22 protein-coding genes are annotated in these 23286 nt (G+C 67.4%); 11 read left to right on the top strand and 11 right to left on the bottom strand.

Going from position 1 to position 23286, the window contains the following annotated elements:
- Positions 1 to 17 precede the first annotated feature (17 nt).
- Positions 18 to 986: a helix-turn-helix transcriptional regulator gene (locus AC5P6X_RS00815; RefSeq protein WP_049451336.1), complete on the bottom strand. Its 969-nt coding sequence runs from the start codon at positions 984 to 986 to the stop codon at positions 18 to 20.
- Between the two features lie 80 nt (positions 987 to 1066).
- On the opposite strand from AC5P6X_RS00815, the gene AC5P6X_RS00810 reads away from it, so the two are divergent.
- Together AC5P6X_RS00810 and miaB are read left to right on the top strand one after the other, a co-directional pair.
- The gene (locus AC5P6X_RS00810; protein WP_012479667.1) at positions 1067 to 1687 is read left to right on the top strand and encodes a glutathione S-transferase family protein; all 621 of its coding nucleotides are present in this window, start codon (positions 1067 to 1069) and stop codon (positions 1685 to 1687) included.
- 165 nt (positions 1688 to 1852) lie between these two features.
- A complete protein-coding gene (miaB, locus tag AC5P6X_RS00805) occupies positions 1853 to 3271 on the top strand; it encodes a tRNA (N6-isopentenyl adenosine(37)-C2)-methylthiotransferase MiaB (protein ID WP_012479666.1) in 1419 nt (472 codons plus the stop codon).
- Positions 3272 to 3429: 158 nt separating this feature from the next.
- On the opposite strand, the gene AC5P6X_RS00800 is transcribed toward miaB, so the two are convergent.
- From AC5P6X_RS00800 to AC5P6X_RS00790, 3 genes are read right to left on the bottom strand one after another with little or no spacing between them, the layout of a single operon-like run.
- The gene (locus AC5P6X_RS00800) at positions 3430 to 4542 is read right to left on the bottom strand and encodes an ABC transporter permease (protein ID WP_088436334.1); all 1113 of its coding nucleotides are present in this window, start codon (positions 4540 to 4542) and stop codon (positions 3430 to 3432) included.
- Complete coding sequence (locus AC5P6X_RS00795) at positions 4539 to 5462, bottom strand: ABC transporter ATP-binding protein (RefSeq protein WP_088436333.1); 924 nt, start codon at positions 5460 to 5462, stop codon at positions 4539 to 4541. Before AC5P6X_RS00795 ends, AC5P6X_RS00800 begins: the two co-directional genes overlap by 4 nt.
- Before the next feature lie 20 nt (positions 5463 to 5482).
- Positions 5483 to 6439 (bottom strand): HlyD family secretion protein, encoded by a 957-nt coding sequence (locus AC5P6X_RS00790; protein WP_049451333.1) that lies wholly within the window; start codon positions 6437 to 6439, stop codon positions 5483 to 5485.
- 481 nt (positions 6440 to 6920) lie between these two features.
- On the opposite strand from AC5P6X_RS00790, the gene AC5P6X_RS00785 reads away from it, so the two are divergent.
- From AC5P6X_RS00785 to AC5P6X_RS00750, 8 genes are all read left to right on the top strand, one after another.
- Complete coding sequence (locus tag AC5P6X_RS00785; RefSeq protein WP_033834734.1) at positions 6921 to 7907, top strand: PhoH family protein; 987 nt, start codon at positions 6921 to 6923, stop codon at positions 7905 to 7907.
- Entirely contained in the window at positions 7904 to 8389 is a 486-nt protein-coding gene (ybeY, locus tag AC5P6X_RS00780; RefSeq protein ID WP_049451332.1) for an rRNA maturation RNase YbeY, read from the top strand. The genes AC5P6X_RS00785 and ybeY overlap by 4 nt, the downstream gene beginning before the upstream one ends.
- A 48-nt stretch (positions 8390 to 8437) precedes the next feature.
- The gene (locus tag AC5P6X_RS00775; RefSeq protein ID WP_049402731.1) at positions 8438 to 9046 is read left to right on the top strand and encodes a hypothetical protein; all 609 of its coding nucleotides are present in this window, start codon (positions 8438 to 8440) and stop codon (positions 9044 to 9046) included.
- 74 nt (positions 9047 to 9120) lie between these two features.
- A complete protein-coding gene (locus tag AC5P6X_RS00770) occupies positions 9121 to 9729 on the top strand; it encodes a hypothetical protein (RefSeq protein ID WP_088436330.1) in 609 nt (202 codons plus the stop codon).
- Positions 9729 to 10316: a hypothetical protein gene (locus tag AC5P6X_RS00765; RefSeq protein WP_176414788.1), complete on the top strand. Its 588-nt coding sequence runs from the start codon at positions 9729 to 9731 to the stop codon at positions 10314 to 10316. The genes AC5P6X_RS00770 and AC5P6X_RS00765 overlap by 1 nt, the downstream gene beginning before the upstream one ends.
- A gap of 64 nt (positions 10317 to 10380) precedes the next feature.
- Positions 10381 to 11262 (top strand): CorC family transporter, encoded by an 882-nt coding sequence (locus AC5P6X_RS00760; protein ID WP_005408827.1) that lies wholly within the window; start codon positions 10381 to 10383, stop codon positions 11260 to 11262.
- A complete protein-coding gene (locus AC5P6X_RS00755; protein WP_329755852.1) occupies positions 11259 to 12509 on the top strand; it encodes a lipoprotein N-acyltransferase Lnb domain-containing protein in 1251 nt (416 codons plus the stop codon). The genes AC5P6X_RS00760 and AC5P6X_RS00755 overlap by 4 nt, the downstream gene beginning before the upstream one ends.
- A 6-nt stretch (positions 12510 to 12515) precedes the next feature.
- Positions 12516 to 13538, top strand: coding sequence for a magnesium and cobalt transport protein CorA (locus AC5P6X_RS00750; RefSeq protein WP_049451328.1), 1023 nt, complete (start codon positions 12516 to 12518; stop codon positions 13536 to 13538).
- Positions 13539 to 13711: 173 nt separating this feature from the next.
- On the opposite strand, the gene AC5P6X_RS00745 is transcribed toward AC5P6X_RS00750, so the two are convergent.
- From AC5P6X_RS00745 to AC5P6X_RS00730, 4 genes are all read right to left on the bottom strand, one after another.
- Positions 13712 to 15076, bottom strand: coding sequence for an NAD-dependent succinate-semialdehyde dehydrogenase (locus AC5P6X_RS00745; RefSeq protein ID WP_088436327.1), 1365 nt, complete (start codon positions 15074 to 15076; stop codon positions 13712 to 13714).
- 83 nt (positions 15077 to 15159) lie between these two features.
- Positions 15160 to 16002 carry an ABC transporter permease subunit gene (locus AC5P6X_RS00740; RefSeq protein ID WP_164222298.1) on the bottom strand — a complete coding sequence of 281 codons (843 nt, stop codon included), beginning with the start codon at positions 16000 to 16002 and terminating at the stop codon, positions 15160 to 15162.
- Positions 15999 to 16931 (bottom strand): ABC transporter permease subunit, encoded by a 933-nt coding sequence (locus tag AC5P6X_RS00735; RefSeq protein WP_005408822.1) that lies wholly within the window; start codon positions 16929 to 16931, stop codon positions 15999 to 16001. The genes AC5P6X_RS00740 and AC5P6X_RS00735 overlap by 4 nt, the downstream gene beginning before the upstream one ends.
- Positions 16928 to 18064 carry an ABC transporter ATP-binding protein gene (locus AC5P6X_RS00730; protein ID WP_005408821.1) on the bottom strand — a complete coding sequence of 379 codons (1137 nt, stop codon included), beginning with the start codon at positions 18062 to 18064 and terminating at the stop codon, positions 16928 to 16930. Before AC5P6X_RS00730 ends, AC5P6X_RS00735 begins: the two co-directional genes overlap by 4 nt.
- 273 nt (positions 18065 to 18337) lie before the next feature.
- Between AC5P6X_RS00730 and AC5P6X_RS00725 the strand changes: the two genes are divergently transcribed.
- A complete protein-coding gene (locus tag AC5P6X_RS00725) occupies positions 18338 to 19738 on the top strand; it encodes a flavin-containing monooxygenase (RefSeq protein ID WP_108270471.1) in 1401 nt (466 codons plus the stop codon).
- A gap of 38 nt (positions 19739 to 19776) precedes the next feature.
- Here the strand turns inward: AC5P6X_RS00725 and AC5P6X_RS00720 are convergent, their stop codons facing one another.
- The 3 genes from AC5P6X_RS00720 to AC5P6X_RS00710 form a co-directional block, all read right to left on the bottom strand.
- Entirely contained in the window at positions 19777 to 20886 is a 1110-nt protein-coding gene (locus AC5P6X_RS00720; RefSeq protein ID WP_005408819.1) for a polyamine ABC transporter substrate-binding protein, read from the bottom strand.
- A 91-nt stretch (positions 20887 to 20977) separates the two neighbouring features.
- The gene (locus AC5P6X_RS00715; RefSeq protein WP_049402723.1) at positions 20978 to 22375 is read right to left on the bottom strand and encodes a glutamine synthetase family protein; all 1398 of its coding nucleotides are present in this window, start codon (positions 22373 to 22375) and stop codon (positions 20978 to 20980) included.
- Positions 22372 to 23133 carry a gamma-glutamyl-gamma-aminobutyrate hydrolase family protein gene (locus AC5P6X_RS00710; RefSeq protein WP_329755853.1) on the bottom strand — a complete coding sequence of 254 codons (762 nt, stop codon included), beginning with the start codon at positions 23131 to 23133 and terminating at the stop codon, positions 22372 to 22374. The genes AC5P6X_RS00715 and AC5P6X_RS00710 overlap by 4 nt, the downstream gene beginning before the upstream one ends.
- Positions 23134 to 23286 lie beyond the last annotated feature (153 nt).

Genomic DNA, 23286 nt, shown 5'->3' with positions numbered 1-23286 from the left:
TTGCCAAGCGACGTGGCTCAGCCTGTGACCGGCGGCACAGCCAGCAGCTGGCCGAGGCCCGCCAGGCGCTGTGCCAGTTCGTCGCGCAGGCCCGGCGGGGTGGTCCAAAGCGCCACGGGCAGGCGGTCCAGGCTGAGAATCTGCGCCAGCATCATGCCGCGGCTCTCGGCGCCCATGCGCAGCAGGCAGTGGTTGGGGCCATCCGCTTCCAGCACTCCACACCACGGCGGGATGCGGCCTTCCAGCTCGGAATGGCTGCCGGACAGGCGGAGGATGGCCTGCAGCGCGAACGGCGCCTGGCTGACCGCCTGCCGCACCATCACATCCGGCGGCGCCGGGGTGCGCCGGTGCAGGCCCGGCCCGGCGCACTCACGTACGGCGCCCATGCGGTCCACGCGCAGGGTGCGCCAGTCCTGCCGCCCCAGGTCCCAGGCAAGCAGATACCAGCGTCGCCCGTAATTGACCAGGTGCTGGGCCTCGACCTCGCGCTGGGTGACGGCTTCCTGCGCGCTGCGGTATTCGAAGGCCAGCCGTGACGCCTGCCGGCAGTGCTGGGCCAGCCGCCCGAGCAGGCGTGCGTCGGTGGACGGAAGGTCGGACAGGGTAGCCGTCGCCGCATGCACCTCGCCGGCCTGCTGGCGGCGACGGGTCGGCACCAGCGGGTCGAGCTTGGACAACAGGCCACGGGCGGTGTCGTCGATGCCGGCGACGGTCGCGGACGCGGCACGCAGGGCGATCGCCAGGGTGGTCGCCTCCTCCTCGTCCAGCAGCATCGGCAGTACCGGTGCCCCGGCCCCCAACTGGTAGCCGCCGCCGACCCCGGACGAGGCCTGCACCGGATAGCCCAGCTCGCGCAGCCGCTCGATATCACGGCGGATGCTGCGCCGGTCCACGCCCATGCGCTCGGCGAGCTCGGCCCCGGACCACTGGCGGCGGGCCTGCAGCAGGGCGATCAGGCGCAGCAGACGATGGGCGGTATGGCGCATGAAGGATTGAGGACAGAAGTCGTCCGCAATAGTGCCCCAGGATGGCCTCCAGTTCACCACCCACCGCAAGGAGCAATGCCATGAATTCACGCCAGATCACCCTTTACCACGCCGCCCGTTCCCGCTCGAGCGGCGCCGTGGCCCTGCTCGAAGCGCTGGGTGCCGACTACCGCATGCAGGTGCTGGACCTGAAAGCCGGCGCCAACCTGGCCCCGGCCTACCTGGCCATCAACCCGATGGGCAAGGTGCCGGCCATCGTCCACAACGGCGCACTGGTGACCGAGCAGGTGGCGATCTACCTGTACCTGGCCGACCTTTACCCGGAAGCCGGGCTGGCACCGCCGATCGGCGACGCCCTGCGCGGCCCCTACCTGCGCTGGATGGCCTTCTATGGCGCCTGTTTCGAGCCGGCGATGATCGACAAGGCGATGCACCGCGAGCCGCCGCCGCGCCTGATGTCGCCGTACAACGATGCCGAGACCGTGCTGCAGGTGGTCGAGGCCCAGCTGGCGCAGGGCCCGTACCTGCTGGGCGAGGTCATGAGCGCCGCCGACGTGCTGTGGGGCAATGCACTGGCGTGGACCACGGCCTTTGGCCTGGTACAGCCGGCGCCGGCCACGGCTGACTACATCGCACGGATGAGCGCGATGACCGCGTTCGACCGTTCGCGGCAGATCGATGCGGAGCTGGTGGCGGCCTGAGGCGTGCCGCCGGGCGCGGCCGGGGGGCGGACCCGCAGTTCCAGTAGATCCACGCCATGGGTGGATGAATACAGCCAGGCATGGCCTGGCTCTACTGGGCCGGCGTACGCGCCGGGATGCAGGTAGAATTGCCGGCTTTCCCGCCACCCGAATGGATTAAGCGCCATGACCGGGACGCCAGACGTCTTTCCGCCCGCCACGCCGGGCGGTGCCCCGCTCGTTGCCCTGCCCGCCGGTCCGCGCAAGCCCGACCAGGTGAAAGGCAAGCTGTACATCAAGACCCACGGTTGCCAGATGAACGAGTACGACTCGGCCAAGATGGCCGACGTGCTCGCCGCCAGCGATGGCCTGGAACTGACCGATACCCCGGAAGACGCCGACGTCATCCTGGTCAACACCTGTTCCATCCGCGAGAAGGCGCAGGAGAAGGTGTTCAGCCAGCTGGGCGTGTGGAAGGGCCTGAAGAACAAGGGCCGCGAGGTCATCATCGGCGTGGGCGGCTGCGTTGCCTCGCAGGAAGGCGAGGCGATCATCAAGCGTGCGCCGTTCGTGGACCTTGTGTTCGGCCCGCAGACCCTGCACCGCCTGCCGGAACTGATCCGCGCACGCCGCGAGCAGAAGCGCCCGCAGGTGGACATCAGCTTCCCCGAGATCGAGAAGTTCGACCGCCTGCCGGAACCGCGCGCCGAAGGCGCTTCGGCGTTCGTGTCGATCATGGAAGGCTGCTCCAAGTACTGCTCGTTCTGCGTGGTGCCCTACACCCGCGGCACCGAAGTCAGCCGCCCGTTCGAGGACGTGGTGGTGGAAGTGGCGCAGCTGGCCGCGCAGGGCGTGCGCGAAATCAACCTGCTCGGGCAGAACGTCAATGCCTATCGCGGCCCCTATGGAGATGGCGAGTTCGCCGATCTCGGCCTGCTGATCCGGACCATCGCCGAGATCGACGGCGTCGGCCGCATCCGCTTCACCACCTCGCACCCGCTGGAGTTCAGCGACTCGCTGATCGATGCGTTCCGCGACGTGCCGCAGCTGGCCAACTTCCTGCACCTGCCGGTGCAGGCCGGCAGCGACCGCGTACTGTCGGCGATGAAGCGCGGCTATACCGCGCTGGAATTCAAGTCGAAGATCCGCAAGCTGCGCGCGGTGCGCCCGGACATCTCGATCAGCTCGGACTTCATCGTCGGCTTCCCCGGCGAAACCGATGCCGATTTCGAGAAGACCATGAAGCTGATCGAGGACATCGGCTTCGACCACAGCTTCTCCTTCATCTATTCGCGCCGCCCGGGGACCCCGGCGGCCGACCTGGAGGACACGATCAGCGATGCCGAGAAGCACGCGCGCCTGTCGCGCCTGCAGGAGCGCATCAATGCGCACGCCGCCGGCATCTCCGAGAAGATGGTCGGCACCGTGCAGACCGTGCTGGTGGAAGGCCCTTCGCGCAAGAACCCGAACGAACTGACCGGCAAGACCGAGAACATGCGTTCGGTGAACTTCCCGGCGCCGGCGCGGCTGATCGGCCAGTTCGTGGATGTGGTGATCACCGAGGCGCTGACCAATTCGCTGCGCGCGCGCGTGGTGGCGGAATAAGGTGCGCCGACCAACGGTCGGCACCCACCGGAGTTGATGCCGACCAACGGTCGGCACCCACCGAATTGATGCCGGCCAGTGGCCGGCACCTGCCGGAATTGATGCCGGCAGGCGGCCGGCACCTGCCGGGGTGGATGCCGACCGTTGGTCGGCATGCCTCAATCCAAACGCTTGCGGAAACGCAGGATCGCCAGGGTCATCATCACCGCGATGAAGGCCAGCAGCGCCAGCGCGTCGTGCCACAGCTCCCACAGCGAGGCGCCGCGCAGCATGATGCCGCGCACCAGGCGCAGGAAGTGGGTCAGCGGCAGTACTTCGGCCAGCCATTGCACCGACCGCGGCATGCCCGCGAACGGGAACATGAAGCCCGACAGCAGGATCGACGGCAGGAACAGGAACAGGGTCATCTGCATCGCCTGGAACTGCGAGCGCGCGCGCGTGGAAATCAGCAGCCCCAGTGCGAGGTTGGCCAGCACCAGCAGCACCGCGGCCAGGTAGATATCGAGCAGGCTGCCGCAGATCGGCACCTGGAACAGCCAGGTGCCCAGCACCAGCACCAGCGTGGTCTGCAGCAGGCCGATGGCTGCATAGGGCAGCACCTTGCCCACCATCAGTTCGCTGCGCGACACCGGCGTGGCGATCAGCAGCTCCATGTTGCCGCGCTCGCGTTCACGCACCACCGCCACCGCCGTGAACATCACCAGGGTCATGGTCAGGATCACCCCGATCAGGCCTGGCACGATGTTCACCGCCGAACGCCGCTGCGGGTTGTAGAAGCTGGTCACGCTGATTGGACCCCCGGCGATGCTGCCTTCGCGCAGCGGCCGCGTGTTGCTGGTCGGTCGCGTCTCCAGCGGCACCTGCGCCAGCTGGATCGCCGCGCTCTGCACCACGGTGTCGCTGCCATCAACCAGCACCTGCACCGCCTCGCGTCCATCGAAGCGACGGCGCTCGAAGTCGGCCGGCACCACGATGCCGACACTGATCTCGCCACGCCGCAGCGCCTGCATCAACTGGTCGGGCGTATAGGCTTCGCTGCGCGGCGTGATCACGCCGGTGGCGACCATGTCCTGCACCAGCGCGCGTGACGCCGCACTGTTGGCCTGGTCGGCGACACCTGCGTCGAGGTGGCGCAGGTTGAGATTGATCGCGTAGCCGAACAGCAGCAGCTGCATCACCGGAATGCCGACGATCATCGCCAGCGTGATGCGGTCGCGGCGCAGCTGGCGCAATTCCTTGAGCATGATCGCCCACAGCCGGCGCAGGTTCATGCCGCTGGCTCCCGGCCACGGCCGCGGGTGGCGGCGACGAAGACGTCTTCCAGGTTCGGCGCCACCGCCTCGATGCGGGCCTGCGGATCGGCGCTGGCCAGCGCGCGCCGCAACGCTGGCGTATCGCCGGCCGCCTCGCTGCACAGCACGCGCAGCTGCGTGCCGATCTGTGCCACGCTCAGCACGCCGGGCAGCTCAGACAACGCGCGGCTGGCCTGCCGCGGCTGCGCCGACGTGACCTGCAGCGTGCGGCCATCCAGCCGTGCACACAGTTCGGCCGGCGTGCCATCGGCGACCAGCGCGCCTCGATCGAGGATCGCCAGCCGGTGGCAGCGCTCGGCTTCGTCCATGTAGTGGGTCGATACCAGCACGGTGGTACCGGCGTCGGCAAGTTCAAACAGGGCCTCCCAGAAATCGCGGCGTGACTCCGGGTCAACCGCGCTGGTCGGCTCGTCCAGGAACAACAGCTCGGGCGCGTGCACGACGGCGCCGGCCAGCGCCAGGCGCTGCTTCTGGCCACCACTGAGGGTGCCGGCCAGCTGCGGCTGCCGGTCCAGGAGACGGTACTGCTGCAGCAGTTCGTCGACCCGCTGCCGGGCCTGCGTACGCGGCAGGTCCTGGATGGCGGCGAGGAATTCCAGGTTCTCGCGCACCGAAAGATCTTCATACAACGAGAAGCGCTGGGTCATGTAGCCGATGCGCCGGCGCAGTGCCTCGGCCTGCTCCGGCACGGCCAGGCCGAGCACCTCGATCTGGCCGGCACTCGGTTCCAGCAGGCCGCACAGCATGCGGATGGTGGTCGACTTGCCCGACCCGTTCGGGCCCAGGAAGCCATAGACCTGGCCACGCGGCACGGTCAGGTCGACATTGTCCACGGCCAGCAGATCGCCGAAGCGGCGGGTCAGGCCCTGGGCATGCACCGCGATGTCGTTGCCGGTGTTCAGAAGCTCACCTGCACCGGCATTCCCGCCGGCAGCTTCTGCATGTCGGAGGGAGCGTCCACTTCGATCTCGGCGAGGTAGCTCAGGCGCGCGACGTCGTCACCGGTCAGTGCGTAGTACGGAGTAAATGAAGGCTCGCTGCGGATCGAGCGCACATGCCCCTTCAACGCAGTGCCTTGCCCTTCCAGGTGCACCTGCGCGACCTGCCCGACCTTGACCTGCAACCGCAATGGCTGCGGCAGGTAGACGCGCGCATAGGGGCGCTCGCCGACCAGCATCACCGCCAGCGGCGCGCCGACCGGCGCCTGGTCGCCCTGCCGGTAAGGCAAGGCATCGACCACGCCGTCGCGCGGCGCACGCAATTGCAGCTTCTGCAGGTTCACGGCCTGCACTGCCTGTTGCGCCTGCGCGGCATCGGCGGCGGCCTGGCCCTGGGCGATATCCTGCACACGGCTGCCGTGCACCCGCTCCAGCCAGGCCTGCTCGGCAGCACGCACGCTGGCCTCGGCATTGCCGGCGGCGGCACGTGCACGATCCAGCTCAGCGGCGGCAATCAAGCGCTGCTGTGCCAACGGCTGGACCCGTCGGTAATAGGCGCTTGCTTCGGCAGCCTGTGCGCGCAGCGCGGCCAGTTGCGCCTGGGCCTGCGCGATCTGCTCCTGGCGTGGGCCGATCTTCAGTTCTTCCAGCTGCGCCTGCGCACGCGCCGTATCAGCCTGCGCTGCGGCGAACTGCGCGTCGCCGCGGGCCGGGTCGAGCTGCATCAGCACGGCGCCGGCCTTGACCTGCTGTCCCTCGCGCACCTCCACCGTGGCGATCACTTCGGCCGCCGGCGCCGGCACCGTGATCCGGTCCCACTCCAGCGTGCCCAGTGCAGTCGGTGTTGACTGCCCACACCCGGCCAGCAGGCCGATGCCCGCCAGTCCGATTCCTCGCATCCCGTTGCCGATGCCCATGCCATCCCCTCCTGCGACGGCGACACGGTGCCATGTGCCCCGTGCACCCTCAATGATTCCAATCAGCCCTGACGGTTTTTTCGCCACGCGCCGGCACGCCTTTTGCTGCAAGGCTCCGCACCACCTATCCACAGGTTGATTCGACATCATTCCACAACCGTTGTGGAAATCCGCCAGCGCGCGGCTTTGTTGCTCGCCCGGCAACGAAACCTGCACTGTCGTCACGATGAATGCCCCCGTGCAGGCCCCCGTGGCAGTGCTGCCGAAGCGACGAGCGACCATGACGTTTTTTTCACCAGGACCTCATGGGCCTTGTGGCACAAGCATTGCGAAGGTCTATCCACAGGTTTTCGCGCCCCCCGTCCACACCGGGTGTGGAAAACGCTGTATCGACCGTCTGCTGGCCGTGTGCCCCGCACGCGCGCTACCCTTGTCTCCCCTGAATACACTGCGGTGGAAGGCGTCCGCCCCACCCGAAGCAATGAAAAGCATCGAGCATCGAGACTTCACCCTGTCGCCGGAAGACAACGAACGGCTGGCCAACCTGTGTGGCCCGTTCGACGGGCACCTGCGGCAGATCGAACTGAAACTCGGCGTGGAAATCGCCAACCGTGGCTTCGTGTTCCGCATCAGCGGGCCGAACGAAGCCATCGTCGAGGCGCAGAAGCTGGTTGAAGCGCTGTACGCCGAAGCCGGCGAAACGACCTTCGACAACCACGCCATCCACCTGCGCCTGGCGCAGGCCAATGTCGAGCAGATCGCCGAGCGCTCCTACGAAGCGCAGGAGGTGGCGATCAAGGTCAAGCGCGGCACGGTACGCGGGCGCGGTGCCAACCAGGCCCGCTACCTGCACCAGATCGCAACCCACGACATCAACTTCGGCATCGGGCCGGCCGGCACCGGCAAGACCTTCCTGGCCGTGGCCAGCGCGGTCGAAGCACTGAACGAATCGCGGGTGCAGCGGCTGATCCTGGTCCGCCCCGCGGTGGAAGCCGGCGAGAAGCTGGGCTTCCTGCCCGGCGACCTGAGCCAGAAGGTCGATCCCTATCTGCGACCGCTGTACGACGCCCTGTACGAGATGATGGGCGTGGAAAAGGTGGTCAAGCTGCTGGAAAGGAACGTCATCGAGATCGCGCCGCTGGCCTATATGCGCGGCCGCACGCTCAACGATGCGTTCGTGATCCTGGACGAAGCACAGAACACCACCATCGAGCAGATGAAGATGTTCCTGACCCGCCTCGGCTACGGCTCCACCGCGGTGGTCACCGGTGACCTGACCCAGACCGACCTGCCCAAGCACGTGAAGTCGGGCCTGCGCGACGCCATCGATGTGCTGCGCGACGTGGAGGGTGTCAGCTTCACCTTCTTCGAATCCCGCGACGTGGTCCGCCACCCGCTGGTGGCGCGTATCGTCAGCGCCTACGACCGCCGCGACCTGCATCAGATCCAACCTGGAGCAACTCCATGACCCGTGGTCCCGTGCGACTGGACGTCGCCGTCAGTTATGCCCTGCCGCGTGCCGGTCTGCCGGCGGCAGTGAGCTTCCGCAGGTGGGTGGCTGCCGCGCTGAAGGGCCGCATCCGCGAGGCCGACCTGGCCATCCGCGTGGTCGACGCCAAGGAAGGCCAGTCGTTGAACCGCCACTACCGTGGCAAGGACTACGCCACCAACGTGCTCAGCTTCCCGGCCGACGTGCCCGAAGGCCTGCCCAAGGGCGTCAAGTTCCCGCTGCTCGGCGATCTGGTGATCTGTGCACCTGTCGTAGCGCGGGAGGCCGACGAACAGGGCAAGGCGCTCAACGCCCACTACGCGCACCTGACCGTGCACGGCGTGCTGCACCTGCTCGGCTGGGACCACGAGGACGACAAGGAAGCCGAAGCGATGGAACAGCTGGAACGGGAGATCCTGGCCGAGCTGGGCATCGACGACCCCTACGCGGGCGAGCGCTGACACCGGGCCCTGTTCCGAGCCCACGCACTCACGGAAGAGGAGCGCAGCATGACCCTGCCCGCACTTGTGCTTGCCGCGCTACTGCAGTCCGGGGCAGGCCTGATGCCCGATCCTGACCGTCCCTCACCGTTCCCCGCCAGCGACAGCGAGGCCGACATCGCCGCAAAGATCGCCGAATTACGGGCGTTCTTCGGCAGCAGCGAGCGCGACACCCGCAACATCGTCGCCACTGCCCAGCAACGGGCACTGATCGAGCGCCTGGAAGCGCGGCACGCGGCACGTCTGGCCGGCATCTGGGTGGACAATGCGAGGGGCTGGAACGTTGTCGTGCGACTGACAGGCGCCGCACCCGAGGCCGATGAGACACATCCAGGGGCGGATGGCCCGCAACGTGTGCGCTACATCACCGGCGCCGCGATGACCGAAGCGGAGATGACGCGCCGCCTGCACGCACAGCAGGACTGGCTGCGGGCCCAGCTGCCCGACCTGTTCGGCCATGGCCTGGATGTCAAGACCGGGGAGCTGGAGGTGGAGCTGCGGGATACCCCAGCCAACCGCGCGACGGCGGCGGCCGTGCGTGACCACCTGCAGGCGCGACTGGGCTACCCGGTCAGGCTGCGCTGGTACCCAGCGGCCACGCGCTGGAATCCGCCCTGACTGCGCCACGGCTGGAGTGCCCGCCATGCGCTGAGCTACTGTTCAACACCGGCCAGGACGCGGAAGGAAAAAGGATGAACCCAGGGAACAGCTTCACGACGTTTGCGATGGCCGCCGGCCTGCTCGCGGGCCTGCTGGTGCTGGGCGCTTACACCTTGCGCCGCATCAGCGCCCGCGACCCCGGCGGCAGGCACTGGCTGCTGCGCAGCCTGGCCCTGCTGTCGCCCGTGTGCCTGCTGGCCGGGCTGGCGATCGGCATGTTCGGCCCGCACCTCACAGGTAGAGCGGAACCCGCCCACCTGCCGGGGCTGTGGGAAATGTCGATGGTGCTGATACTGGTCGGTGCCTTGACCCTGCCAGTGCTGTGGCGAACGCTGCTGCAGCAGTGGCTTGGCAGGCCGGCCAATGCACTCCCGTTCTTCCACGCCAGCCGCACCTCGCTGCTGGTGCTGTTCGTGCTGGCCGTGATGTACATGAAAGTGGCCAGGACAACCGCGGCGGAACTGATGCCCTGGCTGACCAGCCCGGGCCTGTGGCCGGCGGTGGTGCGCATCGCGGGGCAATCGATGCAGGTCGCCATGCTTGCGGTCGTGCTGACTCTCTCACTGATGGTCGTACGGCGGGCGATGACCGGTTTCCTGCACCTTCTCAGCGGGCTGTTCCGGCGCTCGCCGGGGCTATGATGGCGGCCCCTCGCCTGCGGAAACCGACCGTGTCACTGCGCTGCTGTCTGCCCCTGCTCTGTGCCCTCGCCGCTCCCTCCGCCTTCGCCGCCCGCCTGGACCTGCCGGCCCTGATCGAATGCCGCCAGGGCGTGGCCGAGCAGGCCGCGCTGGCGCCGCTGCTGGCCGATCCGCTGAAGGCCGTGGCCCAGGGCCTGCAGCCGCTGCCGCAGGGCAACCAGTTCATGAGCGAGTTCCGGCTGGCCAGCCCGATCACCGTCTTCGGCCAACAGACCGATCGGGTGGCGGTGGCCGGCGCCAGCGTCATGGCCGTCCTCGACCAGGCCGACCCACGCCCGCTGGCCAAACGGCTGGAATTGGAGACCGGCTACGACCAGGACGGCAAGTTCATGGCCGGCCGCGAGCTGGTCAGCCGCGACGTGACCGACCCGAAGACCGGCGAGGTCCAGATCGAGTCGATCATCCTCAGCGTCTCCACCGTGGCCTCCCACCCGGGCAAGACCCTGGCCGGCTGCACCTACAGCCTGGACCTGCCCGAAGAGAAGCCGGCCGCGGCCGCCCCAGCCCCGGCCACCGGCAGTCACTGACAGGCCGTCACATCCTGCTAGACTTGGGTCAACGCCCGGCCTGCCGGGTGCCTTTTTTCCAGAGATGTCAGAAGACGACAGTAGTAGCTCCCCTGCGGAGCACAGTGAAAAGAAGCGCGGCTGGCTTGAACGCCTGACCTCCGCCTTCTCCGGCGAACCCCATACCCGCGACGAGCTGGTCGCTGTCCTGCACACCGCGCAGGAAGAGGGTCTGATCGCCGCCGATACCCTCAAGATGATGGAAGGCGCCATTTCGGTGGCCGAGCTGACCGTGGGCGACGTGATGATCTCGCGCTCGCAGATGGTCTCGCTGCCGGTTGAAGCGCCCTTCCTGGAACTGATGAAGCAGGTGGTCGAATCCGGCCATTCACGCTTCCCGGTACACGGCGAGAACAAGGACGACATCCTTGGCATCCTGCTGGCCAAGGACCTGCTGCGCGGCGTGGTCGCCGACAACGGCCCGGCCAACGTACGCGAGCTGCTGCGCCCGGCAGTGCTGATTCCGGAGGCGAAGAAGCTCAACGTGCTGCTGAAGGAGTTCCGCCTGTCGCGCAACCACATGGCCATCGTGGTGGACGAGTACGGCGGTGTCGCCGGCCTGGTCACCATCGAGGACGTGCTGGAACAGATCGTCGGCGAGATCGACGATGAGCATGACGAGGCCGAGGATCCCTCGGCGCAGATCGCGATCCAGTCCGACGGCCAGTACGTGGTCGACGCGCTGACCCCGATCGGCGACTTCAACGAGCGTTTCGGCGCGACGTTCTCCGACGAGGACTACGACACCATCGGCGGCCTGGTCACCGAGGCCGTGGGCCACCTGCCGGAAGTCGGTGACGAGCTGGCGCTGGACCGCTTCATGTTCCGCGTGGCCCGCGCCGATGCGCGCCGGGTACAGGCCTTCCACGTGACCGTGCTGCCGCCGGACGCGCAGGACGACGCTTGAAGCGCCGCGGCCTGATCCTCATGGTGTGGCTGGCACTCTACGTGCTGGCCTTGGCCCTGCCGCTGGCCGCCTTCGCGCAGCCGGCGCCGGCCATACCTGCCGTGCCCGCGGCCAGCGCTGAAGCCCCTGCTCCGCGCATCGGCGTGGTGACCATGCAGCCGGGCACGGTGTTCTTCGAACGCTTCGGCCATGACGCCATCGTGGTGGTCGATCCGCTCAGCGGTGAAGCGACCTCGTACAACTTCGGCTACTTCGATCCGTCCGAGGACGATTTCATCAGCCGCTTCGCGCGCGGCGACATGATGTACTACCTGGTGGCGCTGCCGCTGCAGCAGGACCTGTCGTACTACGACGAGACCGGCCGTGGCGCCAGCGTGCAATGGCTGGACCTGCGCCCGGACCAGGCGCGCTCGCTGGCCGCCGGCCTGGCCGAGCGGGCCAAGCCGGAAAACGCGCGTTACCACTACGATTACTACACCGCCAACTGCGCCACGATGGTGCGCGACACGCTGGACAAGGCGCTCGGCGGCGGCCTGCAGTCGCAGCTGTCGGGGCGCTCGCGTGGCAACACCTATCGCAGTGAATCGGTCCGTCTGGCCTCGCCGGCACCATGGATGTGGCTGGGCTTCGATGTAGGCCTCGGACCGTTCGCCGACCAGCCGCTGTCGCGCTGGCAGGAAGCGTTCGTGCCGATGCGCCTGGCCGATGCCCTGCGCCAGGCACGCAACAGCGATGGCCGGCCGCTGGTGCAGTCCGAACACGAACTGTTGCCGCACCGTATCGATCCGGAGCCGAAGGAGTTCGCACGCCGCTGGTGGCCGTGGCTGCTGTGTGGCCTGGTGATCGCCGCTGGCGTGCTGGCGCTGCGCAACCGCCCGCGCCTGCTGGCCGGGCTGGCCCTGCCGTTCTGGCTGCTGTGCGCCCTGTTCGGTGGCGTGCTGGTGTTCCTGTGGGGCTTCAGCATCCACTACGCCGCATGGGCCAACCGCAACCTGCTGCTGCTTTCGCCACTGGCCGTGCTGCTGCTGCCGGGCGCGATCGCACTGCTGCGCCGGCGCGTGCCGGGACGCATGTTCAGGATCGTGCTGTGGCTGCTGGCGGTACAGGCGGTGGCCGCGCTGGTGCTGCACTGGCTGAGCCTGCAGGCGCAGTACAACGTGCAGTGGATCGTGCTGCTGCTGCCGGTGCACGTGGCACTGGCGTGGGTGCTGGCGCGTCGTCCTCACTTGTCCGAAACACGGCCCTGACGCACGATGGCGGGCATGTCATTGCCCGCCTCCGCTTCCGCCCCCGCTTCGGCCAACCCTACCTGCGTCATCAACTGCGTCCACTACGATGACGAGGGCAAGCGCCACGACATCAGCCTGGATGCCATCAGCGATGTCATTGCCAGCGGCAACGGCTTCGTCTGGGTCGGCCTGTACGACCCCAACGAAGACGTGCTGCTGAAACTGCAGGAAGAATTCTGCCTGCACGACCTGGCCATCGAGGATGCGCGCAACGCGCACCAACGGCCCAAGGTCGAGACCTATGGCAACTCGTTGTTCGTGGTGGTGACCACCGCGCAGATGGTCGACGAACGCATCCAGTATGGCGAAACCCATGCCTTCCTCGGCCCGCGCTTCCTGGTGACGGTCCGCCACGGCGCCTCGCTGTCCTACGCGCCGGTGCGCGCACGCGTCGAGCGCGAGCCGCAGCTGCTGAAGATGGGCCCGTCGTACTGCCTGTACGCGGTGACCGACTTCGTGGTCGACAACTACCTGCCGATCGTGCACCGCTTCCGCGACACCCTGGACCTGCTGGAAAAGGACATCTTCGCCGACACCTACAAGCGCAGCACGGTGGTGCGGCTGTACGAGCTCAAGCGCGAGCTGAACAAGATGCGGATGGCGGTGGCGCCGCTGCAGGATGTGCTGGCGCAGCTGCGCCGCTACCAGGGCGACCTGATTCCCGATGAAGTGAAGCTCTACGTGCGTGACGTGCATGACCATGCGGTGCGCATCAGCGATGTGATCGACACCCTGCGCGAGATGCTGGGCACCGCGCTGAGCGTGAACCTTTCGCTGGTGACACTGGCGCAGGGCGAGACGGTCAAGCGGCTGGGCGCCTGGGCTGCGCTGCTCGCCGCGCCGACGCTGATCACCAGCTGGTACGGCATGAACTTCAGTCACATGCCGGAGCTGAGCGAACCCTGGTCGTACCCGCTGATGATCGTTGGCGTGGGCGGTGTGTGCGTCGGGCTGTACCGGTTGTTCAAGCGCGCGAAGTGGTTGTAGCGCGTATCGACCAACGGTCGATACCCACCAAGCACATGGGCGTCGATACCCTGCAGTCCGGTAGGCCACGACCGTTGGTCGTTGCACGCGACCCGCTTCTGGTAGTGCCGGCCGCTGGCCGGCAACCCGGCAACCCGGCAATGCCGGCCAACGGCCGGCACTACCGTTCGGGATCAAGCCACGTAGACGGTCTTGATGTTCATGAACTCATGGATGCCATGGTCAGCCAGCTCCCGACCAAAGCCTGACTGCTTGCTGCCGCCGAACGGCAGCCGCGCGTCGCTCTTGACGATGGCGTTGACGAACGCCGCACCGCATTCCATGCGCTGCGCGAAGCGCTCGCCGCGTACCGGATCGCCGGTCCACACGCTGCCGCCCAGGCCGAAGCGGGTGTCGTTGGCCACGCGCAGTGCCTCGGCCTCATCCTTGACCCGGATCACCGCGGCCACCGGCCCGAACAGCTCCTCGTCATACGCCGGCATGCCCGGGCCGACCTGGTCGAGCACCGTGGCCGGATAGCCGGCATGGGTGCCGGCAATCGGCTCACCACCGATCAGCACCCGCGCGCCCTTGGCCACGCTGGCCTGCACCTGCTTGTGCAGTTCGTCACGCAGGTCGGCGCGAGCCATCGGCGCCAGCGTGGTGCCCCGCTCATCGGGATCGCCGTACTGGCGCTCGCCCGCCGCCTGCACAAAGCGACGGACGAATTCATCGGCCACCGCCTCGACCACGATGAAGCGCTTGGCCGCGATGCAGGTCTGCCCGCTGTTGTCGAAGCGCGACTTCACTGCCGCGGCCACGGTCTTGTCGAGGTCGGCATCGTCGAGCACCACGAAGGCATCGCTGCCACCCAGCTCCATCACCGACTTCTTCAGCTGGCTGCCGGCATTGGAGGCGATCGAGCGACCTGCCCGCTCGCTGCCGGTCAGCGTCACCGCCTTCACCCGTGCGTCGCGCAGCACGTCGGCGGCCTGGTCGTTGTCGATGTGCAGCACGTCGAACACGCCATCAGGCAGGCCGCCGTCACGGCACACCGCCAGGATCAGGTCGGCGCACTGCGGCACGTTGCTGGCGTGCTTGAGCAGGGCGACGTTGCCAGCCATGAACGCCGGGGCGAGGAAACGGAACACCTGCCAGATCGGGAAATTCCACGGCATCACCGCGAACACGCAGCCGATCGGCTCGTAGCGCACGTAGCTGCGCTGGGCTTCGGTATCGATCAGCTGCGGCTTGAGATAGTCGGCCGCGTGATCGGCATAGTACTCGCAGGCGGCAGCGCACTTGTCGACCTCGGCCAGCGCCTCGGCCTTGAGCTTGCCCATCTCGTGGGTCATCGCCTGCTGCAGGTCGTCGCGCCGCGTGCGCAGCTGCGCGGCGATCTGGCGAAGGATGGCGCCGCGGTCCTGCAGCGAGCGATCTGCCCAGCCCGGAAATGCATCGGCAGCGGCCTGCAGGCGCTGCTCGATGTCGGCTGCGCCCATCAGTTCATGGCGGTAGGTCACCTGTCCGGTGGCCGGGTCGACGATCTCGACGGTCATGGGGGATCTCCATCTGGAAGACCCCCATTGTGCGCCGCCGGCTGTGAGCCGGGTGTTGCCGGCGTTGTCGGCAGACCGTGTCCTCAGCCGTTGTCCTGCCGCGCCAGCTGCAGGTCGCGCTGGCGCCGCTTCTCGGCGCGGGCGTTGATGTACCAGCCGATCACCGCGGCGATCGACACCGCCGACACCAGCAGCGTGGCCAACGCGTTGATCTTCGGGCTGATGCCCATGCGCACCGAGGCGAACACCTTCATCGGCAGCGTGGTCGAGCCCGGCGTGGCGACAAAGCTGGCCACCACCACGTCATCCAGCGACAGGGTGAACGCCAGCAGCCAGCCCGCCACCAGCGCCGGCGCGATGATCGGCAGGGTGATGCGGGCGAACACGGTCAGCCGGCTGGCGCCCAGATCCATCGCCGCTTCTTCCAGCGACAGGTCCATTTCCTGCAGCCGCGAGGACACCACCACGGTGACGAAGCACAGGGTGAAGGTGACGTGGGCGATCCAGATGGTGGCCAGGCCGCGTGCCGGGAAGCCGGGAATCGCGCCCATCGAGGCCAGCAGCGCCATCAGCGAGAAGCCCAGGATCACATCCGGCATCACCAGCGGCGCGGTGACCAGCGCGCCGAACAGCGGCTTGCCGCGGAAGCGCTTGAAGCGGGTCATGACCATCGCTGCCAGCGTGCCCAGCACGGTGGCCGTGCAGGCAGTCCAGAACGCCACCACCAGGCTGGTCCACATCGCATCCATCAGCGCGCGGTCGGCGAACAGGTCGCTGTAGGCACGGGTGGAGAACCCGGCCCAGACCATCGCCAGCCGCGAGCTGTTGAACGAATAGAACATCAACAGCAGGATCGGCAGGTACAGGAAGGCGAAGCCGAGCAGCAGCACGCCCAGCCCCAGGCCCTTTGCGCTACGCGGGCTCATGCCTGCTTCCCTTCCAGCAGGCGCTGCTGGGAACGGTTGAACAGCAGGATCGGCACCAGCAGCAACAGGATCATCGCCACCGCCATCGCCGAGGCGCCCGGCCAGTTGCGGTTGTTGAAGAACTCGTTCCACAGCTGGCGGCCCACCATCAGCGTTTCCGAGCCACCCAGCATTTCCGGGATCACGAATTCACCGATCGCCGGAATCATCACCAGCATGCAGCCGGCGATGATGCCCGCTTTGGACAACGGCAGGGTGATGCGCAGGAACGCCTGCCACGGCTTGGCACCGAGGTCGTAGGCCGCCTCCAGCAGGCGGTGGTCATGCTTGACCAGATTGGCGTACAGCGGGAGCACCATGAACGGCAGATAGCAGTAGACGATGCCGATGTAGGCGGCGGTCGGGGTGTCGATCAGCTGCAGTTTCGGCAGGCCCATCGACGTCATCAGCGTCTGCAGGCCGGTGAACTGCAGGAACTGGTCGAGCAGGCCATTGCGGTCCAGGATCGCCTTCCACGCATACACGCGGATCAGGAACGAGGTCCACGACGGCAGCACCACCAGCATCATCGCCACGTTGCGCGCGGCGGGCGACAGGCGCGCGATGGCATAGGCCATCGGATAGCCGATCAGCAGGGTCAGGAAGGTCGAGATCGCCGCGATCCTGATCGAGCTCAGGAACGCCTGCGCATAGATCGAATCGCGGAACAGCGCCAGGTAGTTTTCCAGGTTCAGCTTCAGCGAGAAACCGCCGTCGGCGTACTGCAGCAGCCAGGTGTACGGCGGCGAGCCGACCCGGCTGAGCGAGAAGCTGATCATCAGCACGATCAGGAACGGCACTGCGAAGAACAGCAGCAGCCACAGGTACGGAATGCCGATCACCGTGGCACGCAGCCCCGGCAGCCAGCGCTTCAGGCCGGCGGTGCTCATGAGGTGAGCACCACGCCGTCGTTGTCGCGCCAGTGCACCCACACCTCGTCGCCCCAGGTGAGGCCATCACTGGCCCAGCGCTGCGAATTGGCGAAGTTGGCCAGTACCTTGGCGCCGCTGGGCAGGCGCACGTGGTAGACCGAATGGCTGCCGAAGTAGGCGATGTCCTCGATCACACCCTGGGCCTTGTTGGTGTGCCCTTCCGGTTCGTCCTTGCCGATCATCACCTTCTCCGGGCGCAGCGCGAACGCGACCGGCTGCCCTTCATAGCCGGTGATGCCATGGGCGATGTAGATCGGCGCCGGGAACAGCGGCGAGCGTACGGTCACGTACTCCGGCAGGTCCTCGTCGATCACCCCGTCGAACAGGTTGACCGAACCGATGAACTCGGCGACGAAGCGGTTGGCCGGCTGCTCGTAGACCTCGTCCGGCTTGCCGACCTGCTGGATCCAGCCGGCATCCATCACCGCGATGCGGGTGGCCATGGTCATCGCTTCTTCCTGGTCGTGGGTGACCATCACGCAGGTCACGCCCGACGATTCGATGATGCTGACCAGTTCCAGCTGCATCTGCGAGCGCAGCTTCTTGTCCAGCGCGCCCATCGGCTCGTCCAGCAGCAGCAGCTTCGGCCCCTTGGCCAGCGACCGCGCCAGCGCCACGCGCTGCTGCTGGCCGCCGGACAGCTGGTGTGGCTTGCGCTTGCCCAGGTGGCCCATCTGCACCAGGTCGAGCATCTCGCCCACGCGCTTGCCGATCGCATCCTTGCCCAGACCATCCTGCTTCAGGCCGAAGGCAATGTTCTGCTCGACCGTCATGTGCGGGAACAGCGCATAGGACTGGAACATCATGTTGACCGGCCGCTGGTACGGCGGCAGCGCGTCCAGGCGCTGGCCATCGAGGGTGATGCTGCCCTTGGTGGGCGTCTCGAAGCCGCCCAGGCAGCGCAGCAGGGTCGATTTGCCACTGCCGGAGCCACCGAGCAGGGCAAAGATCTCGCCCTTGCGCACGTCCAGGTTGACGTCGTCGACGGCGACGAAACCGTCGAATTCCTTGCGCAGGTCACGAATGGAGAGATAGCCGGGCGCACCGGTCGTGTCGACGACGGTGGCTACCGGCTGGGCTTCAACGGGCATGGGGGCTCCGGGAGCGGGCGGTGGACAGCGGCCGCCATTCTAACGGCCGGGGGGCCCAGGGGATATGACGGCGGCAGGCGGAAGCGGCCGCTGGCCGGCTCCGGGGGCCCCAGGAGTGTCGGTTTCCCCCCGCCATGGTGGCCTGCCCGCGCAAAGGCCCAGGCTCCCCGGGACGACCCTGCGGCCGTCCCGGCCAGACACCACAGGCGACGCCTCGATCTGCAACGTTTTTCAGAACCGGATCTGTTGAAGGCCCGGGGCATTCCCCGCGCAATGGCTCTGATCAAGGCCTTGCATGGACCCACACTGGTGATTTCCCCGGACAGCCCCTCCCCTTTCCCGCCCCGCCTGCCCGGCTCCCTGCCTGCAAGGCTGCCGCTGGTCATCATCGGCGCCGGCCAGGCCGGGCTGTCGCTCAGCGCGCTCCTGCAGGAGAACGGCGTCGAGCATCGCGTGCTGGAGGCCGAAACCGTGGGCGCCAGCTGGCAGCGGCGCTGGGAGTCGTTCCAGACCAACACCGCCAACGCGACGATGGCCCTGCATGGTCATGCCTATTCCGGCGATGACCCGGATGGCTTCATGGGCGCCCCGGAGGTGATCCGGCACCTCCGCGACTATGCCCGCGAGCGTTCCCTGCCGATCAACGAGGGATGCGGGGTGCATCGGGTTGGGCCTGGGCCCGGTGGCTACGCCATCCACAGCAGCCAGGGGCTGATCCATGCCCGCGCAGTGGTGGTCGCCACCGGTGAATACCGCCGCGCACGGATGCCCCGGGTCCCGTTCGCGCCCGCGCCAGGCCTGACCGTGCTGCACTCGGGCGACTACCGCAATGCCGGCCAACTGCCCGACGGCGCCGTGCTGGTCATCGGCGGCGGCCAGTCCGGCGCGCAGATCGCCCAGGACCTGCGCGACAGCGGTCGCAGCGTGCACTGGTCACTGGCCCAGCGGCATTCGCATACCCGCCGGCTGCGCGGCAAGGACTCGATGACCTGGTGGGACATGGCCGGGCGCATCCACCAGCATGTGAGTGAAGCGGCGGGCGTACTTGCCGGGGAACCGGATGCACTGCGCAAGGCCCGCACCGCAGAGTTCCCACTTATTTCCGGCAAGGGAAACGGTGGCCTGGGCAGCTCGATCAGCCTGCTGGCGATGCACCGCGCGGGCATCAGGCTGCTGGGCCGGTTGCAGGGCTTCGATGGAAACGTCGCCCGCTTCGCCGATGTGCGCCCGCAGCTGCGTACCGCGATCGAGGCCACGCAGGCCGAGTACGCCTATCTTGATTCGCTGGCCAGCGCGTACTACGCCACGCGTCCCGAGCCACGCACCGACGATGCCCGCTACATTCCGGAGGAGGTCTATCTGCACTGGGAACCGGACGCATCCCCGCGCGAACTGGATCTGCAGGCGGAAGGCATCCGCTCGGTGGTGCTGGCCACCGGCTTCGTCGCCGAATGGCCCTGGCTCGACGTACCGGGCGCGCTGGATTCACGTGGCTACCCGCTCGGCGACTTCGGTGTTTCACCGCAACCGGGGCTGTTCTTCATCGGCATGCACAACCTGCAGCGGATGAGTTCATCGTTCCTGTGCAACGGCGGTCGCGATGCACGCGACCTGCTGCCTGCCATCCTGCGGCACCTGGGCCGAAGCGGGAGTACCGGCATCGACCCAGGGTAAGGCAGCCGCCGGGCATGACCCGGCGGCACCAGGCCGGCTCAACGGCCGGTCTTCACCTCGGTCCACAGCCGGGTGTAGAGCTTGTCGGTTTCCGGCGTGTTGATCGAGTACGTGAACATCTTCGCGGCCACGTCGGCCGGCGGGTAGATGGTCGGGTCGGTACGGATCGCCTCATCCACCAGCGGGGTCGCGGTCGGCACCGGGTTGGCGTAGTGGATGAAGTTGGTGTTGGCCGCGGCAACCTTCGGCTGCAGCAGGTAATTGATGAAGGCGTAAGCGGCCTCCGGATGCTTGGCGTCCTTCGGGATCGCCAGCATGTCGAACCACTGCGGGGCGCCTTCCTTCGGGATCGAATAGGCCACGTGCACGCCATTGCTGGCTTCCTCGGCGCGGTCGCGGGCCTGGATGATGTCACCCGACCAGCCGACCACCAGGCAGGTGCCGCCATTGGCCAGCGAACCCACGTACTGCGAGGAGTGGAAATTCTGCACGTACGGTCGGATCGACTTCAGCAGGTCGGCCGCCTTCTGCAGCTCGGCCGGGTCACCGCTGTGCGGGTCCAGGCCCAGGTAATGCAGCGCGATCGGGATCATGTCGGCCGGCGTGTCCAGGATGGTCACGCCGCAGTCCTTCATCTTGCTGATGTTCTCCGGCTTGAACACCAGGTCCCAGCTGTTGGCGATGTCGGTGCTGCCACCGAAACGCTGCTTCAGCATCTCCACGTTGTAGCCGATGCCGGTGGTGCCGATCATGTACGGCACGCCGTACTGGTTGCCCGGGTCCTGGGTGGCGATGCGCTTCATCACCGCCGGATCGAGATTGGCCAGGTTCGGGATCTTGCTCTTGTCCAGCGGCAGGAACACACCGGCCTGGATCTGGCGACCGAAGAAGTTCAGGGTCGGCACCACCACGTCGTAGCCGCTGTTGCCGGCCAGCAGCTTGGTCTCGACCATCTCATCGCTGTCGAACACATCGTAGGTCACCTTGATGCCGCTCTCCTTCTCGAAGGTCGGGATGGTGTCCTCGGCGATGTAATCGCTGTAGTTGTAGACGTTCAGGACCTGGCTGTCCTGCGCGCCGCCATTGCCACCGCCACAGGCGGCGAGCATGGCGGAGGCCAGGCCGAGCGTGAGGATACGCAGCTTCATCGGGTGCTCCAGAATGCGGGGAGGGGGGCCGGCGGGGCCGGCGACGGGTGCCAGCCTACCCCCCGGCGGCGGATTTTTCTATTCCGGATGCTCAGACGTTCAGCAGCAGGAACTCGCGCTCCCACGAGCTGATGACACGGAAAAAGGTCTCGTATTCCTTGCGCTTCACCGAGATGTAGGCCCGGCAGAAGCGCTCGCCCAGCAGGGCCTGCAGTTCGCTGCACTGCTCCAGCCCATCCAGCGCTTCGCCCAGCGAGCGCGGCAGGTTGTAGCCCAGTTCCTTGGCGCTGCCGGTCACCGGCGCATCCGGTGCCAACCGCTCGCGGATGCCCAGCAGGCCGCAGGCCAGAGTCGCCGCCATCGCCAGGTAGGGGTTGGCGTCGGAACCGGCGAAGCGGCTCTCCACGCGCATGTTTTCCGGCGTGTCCAGCGGCACGCGCAGGCCACAGGTGCGGTTGTCGAAGCCCCAGTGCACGTTGCTCGGCGAGACTTCGCCGAACACCAGCCGGCGGTAGGAATTCACGTTCGGCGCGAAGAACGCCATCGCCTGCGGCGCGTACTTCTGCAGGCCGCCCAGATAGTGGCCGAACACCGGGCTGAACTCGCCTTCGGTATCGGTATCGCCAGCGAACACATTGCTGCCGTCGCTCACCCGCACCAGGCTCTGGTGGATGTGCATGGCACTGCCCGGCTCGTTCTCCATCGGCTTGGCCAGGAAGGTGGCATACACGCCGTGGCGCATCGCCGCCTCGCGCATGGTGCGCTTGAACAGGAACACCTGGTCGGCCAGGTCCATCGCATCGGCATGGGTGAAGTTGACCTCCAGCTGCGCCGCACCGGATTCGTGGATCAGCGTGTCCACATCCAGCTTCATCGCATCGGCGTAGTCGTACATCAGGTCGAGGATCGGGTCGAATTCGTTGACCGCATCGATCGAGTACGACTGCCGCGCGGTTTCCGGGCGCCCGGAGCGGCCGGCCGGTGGCAGCAGCGGGAAGTCCGGGTCGGTGTTCTTCTGCACCAGGAAGAACTCAAGCTCCGGCGCCACCACCGGCCGCAGGCCCAGCTCGGCGTAGGCCGCCAGCACGCGGCGCAGCACGTTGCGTGGCGCCAGCTCGTGCGGCTCACCGTTCTTGGTGTAACAGTCGTGGATGACCTGCGCGGTGGCGTCGGCCGCCCACGGCACCATGCGCACCGTGTCCGGATCGGGACGCAGCATCATGTCCGAGTCCGACGGCGAGGTCAGCTCGTAGTAGTCATCAGGGAACTCGCCGGTGACGGTGGTGGCGAAAATACCTTCGGGCAGCCGCGTACCGTAATCATGCGAGAACTTGTCGGCGGGAATGATCTTGCCGCGCGCGTTGCCGGTGATGTCCGGGACCAGGCATTCGACCTCGGTGATGCGCCGCTCCTTCAGCCAGCGCAGCAGGCTGCTTTCCTGCGGTGCGGGGGGCGTAGCCGTCTTGCGCGGGCGCGTTCGGGAACTCATCGGGAATCCAGTCGGTTCTGTTGGTGCTGCCGGCAAGCTTGGCCGAACGCACGGAAAATAGCGTGATAGAACGGCGAGTCCATGACACGCCACTCCGGGTGCCACTGTACGCCGAGCACGAAACGATGGCGTGGGCTGCGCGCTGCCTCGACCAGTCCATCATCGGCCCTGGCCTCGACCTGCAGCCCGTGTGCCAGTCGGTCGATGCCCTGCCCGTGAACCGAATTGACCTGTGCGCGGTCACCGCCTTGCCACTGCGCCAGCCAGCCATCCGCCGCCAGGGCGACCGCATGGGCCGGCCCGTACTGCACATCAACCGGCGCCTTCGGGTCTTCACGATGATCCGAAAGACCGGGCGCCGCGTGCACCTGCGGATGCAACGTGCCACCCAGCGCAACGTTCAGCTCCTGCAGGCCGCGGCAGATCGCCAGCACCGGCAGGTCCAGCGCCAGCGCCTCGTGCAGCAGCGCGAACGCGTTGGCGTCACGGGCCGGGTCATGCGGATTGCCCGGCCAGCTGCGACCGCCGTCGTAATGCTGCGGTTCGATGTTGCTGACCGCACCGGTCAACAGCAGGCCATCGAGCCCCTGCAGCCAGTCGCCGGCCGGCAGCGGCGGCTGCACGCTCGGCAACAGTACCGGGGTCACCTCGGCGGCCTCGGCCAGCGCGCGCACATACTTCTCGCCGGCTACCGCGAAACGGTGATGGCCGAGCACGGTGCTGTCGGTGGGCAGGCCCACCCAGGGCAGGCGGCACATGGGAAAACTCCTTGGCGTGCCGACACGTTACCCGCCGTCCGGCGAAGGCGGCAAGTCGTCGCCGTCACACCATGGCTGTCACGCATCGGCGAAACTACTCGGGTGAATGCTGATCGTCCTCCCCCGCTCTCCTCCACCGCACTGCGCCCGCGA

It is taken from the genome of Stenotrophomonas sp. YJH_SMC_40, assembly GCF_059368615.1.
The sequence above is the reverse complement of the archived record's forward strand: the minus strand, read 5'-3'. Positions and strand labels throughout refer to the sequence as shown.

Excerpts from the sequence above, each read along its gene's own strand:
- AC5P6X_RS00785 (WP_033834734.1), top strand. The coding sequence starts at position 6,921 with ATGAAAAGCATCGAGCATCGAGACTTCACCCTGTCGCCGGAAGACAAC.
- AC5P6X_RS00800 (WP_088436334.1), bottom strand. The coding sequence starts at position 4,542 with ATGAACCTGCGCCGGCTGTGGGCGATCATGCTCAAGGAATTGCGCCAG.
- AC5P6X_RS00710 (WP_329755853.1), bottom strand. The coding sequence starts at position 23,133 with ATGTGCCGCCTGCCCTGGGTGGGCCTGCCCACCGACAGCACCGTGCTC.
- AC5P6X_RS00750 (WP_049451328.1), top strand. The coding sequence starts at position 12,516 with ATGGCGGGCATGTCATTGCCCGCCTCCGCTTCCGCCCCCGCTTCGGCC.
- AC5P6X_RS00760 (WP_005408827.1), top strand. The coding sequence starts at position 10,381 with ATGTCAGAAGACGACAGTAGTAGCTCCCCTGCGGAGCACAGTGAAAAG.
- miaB (WP_012479666.1), top strand. The coding sequence starts at position 1,853 with ATGACCGGGACGCCAGACGTCTTTCCGCCCGCCACGCCGGGCGGTGCC.
- AC5P6X_RS00775 (WP_049402731.1), top strand. The coding sequence starts at position 8,438 with ATGACCCTGCCCGCACTTGTGCTTGCCGCGCTACTGCAGTCCGGGGCA.
- AC5P6X_RS00770 (WP_088436330.1), top strand. The coding sequence starts at position 9,121 with ATGAACCCAGGGAACAGCTTCACGACGTTTGCGATGGCCGCCGGCCTG.
- AC5P6X_RS00790 (WP_049451333.1), bottom strand. The coding sequence starts at position 6,439 with ATGGGCATCGGCAACGGGATGCGAGGAATCGGACTGGCGGGCATCGGC.
- AC5P6X_RS00810 (WP_012479667.1), top strand. The coding sequence starts at position 1,067 with ATGAATTCACGCCAGATCACCCTTTACCACGCCGCCCGTTCCCGCTCG.
- AC5P6X_RS00725 (WP_108270471.1), top strand. The coding sequence starts at position 18,338 with ATGGCTCTGATCAAGGCCTTGCATGGACCCACACTGGTGATTTCCCCG.
- AC5P6X_RS00720 (WP_005408819.1), bottom strand. The coding sequence starts at position 20,886 with ATGAAGCTGCGTATCCTCACGCTCGGCCTGGCCTCCGCCATGCTCGCC.
- AC5P6X_RS00740 (WP_164222298.1), bottom strand. The coding sequence starts at position 16,002 with ATGAGCCCGCGTAGCGCAAAGGGCCTGGGGCTGGGCGTGCTGCTGCTC.
- AC5P6X_RS00735 (WP_005408822.1), bottom strand. The coding sequence starts at position 16,931 with ATGAGCACCGCCGGCCTGAAGCGCTGGCTGCCGGGGCTGCGTGCCACG.
- AC5P6X_RS00730 (WP_005408821.1), bottom strand. The coding sequence starts at position 18,064 with ATGCCCGTTGAAGCCCAGCCGGTAGCCACCGTCGTCGACACGACCGGT.
- ybeY (WP_049451332.1), top strand. The coding sequence starts at position 7,904 with ATGACCCGTGGTCCCGTGCGACTGGACGTCGCCGTCAGTTATGCCCTG.
- AC5P6X_RS00715 (WP_049402723.1), bottom strand. The coding sequence starts at position 22,375 with ATGAGTTCCCGAACGCGCCCGCGCAAGACGGCTACGCCCCCCGCACCG.
- AC5P6X_RS00765 (WP_176414788.1), top strand. The coding sequence starts at position 9,729 with ATGGCGGCCCCTCGCCTGCGGAAACCGACCGTGTCACTGCGCTGCTGT.
- AC5P6X_RS00815 (WP_049451336.1), bottom strand. The coding sequence starts at position 986 with ATGCGCCATACCGCCCATCGTCTGCTGCGCCTGATCGCCCTGCTGCAG.
- AC5P6X_RS00745 (WP_088436327.1), bottom strand. The coding sequence starts at position 15,076 with ATGACCGTCGAGATCGTCGACCCGGCCACCGGACAGGTGACCTACCGC.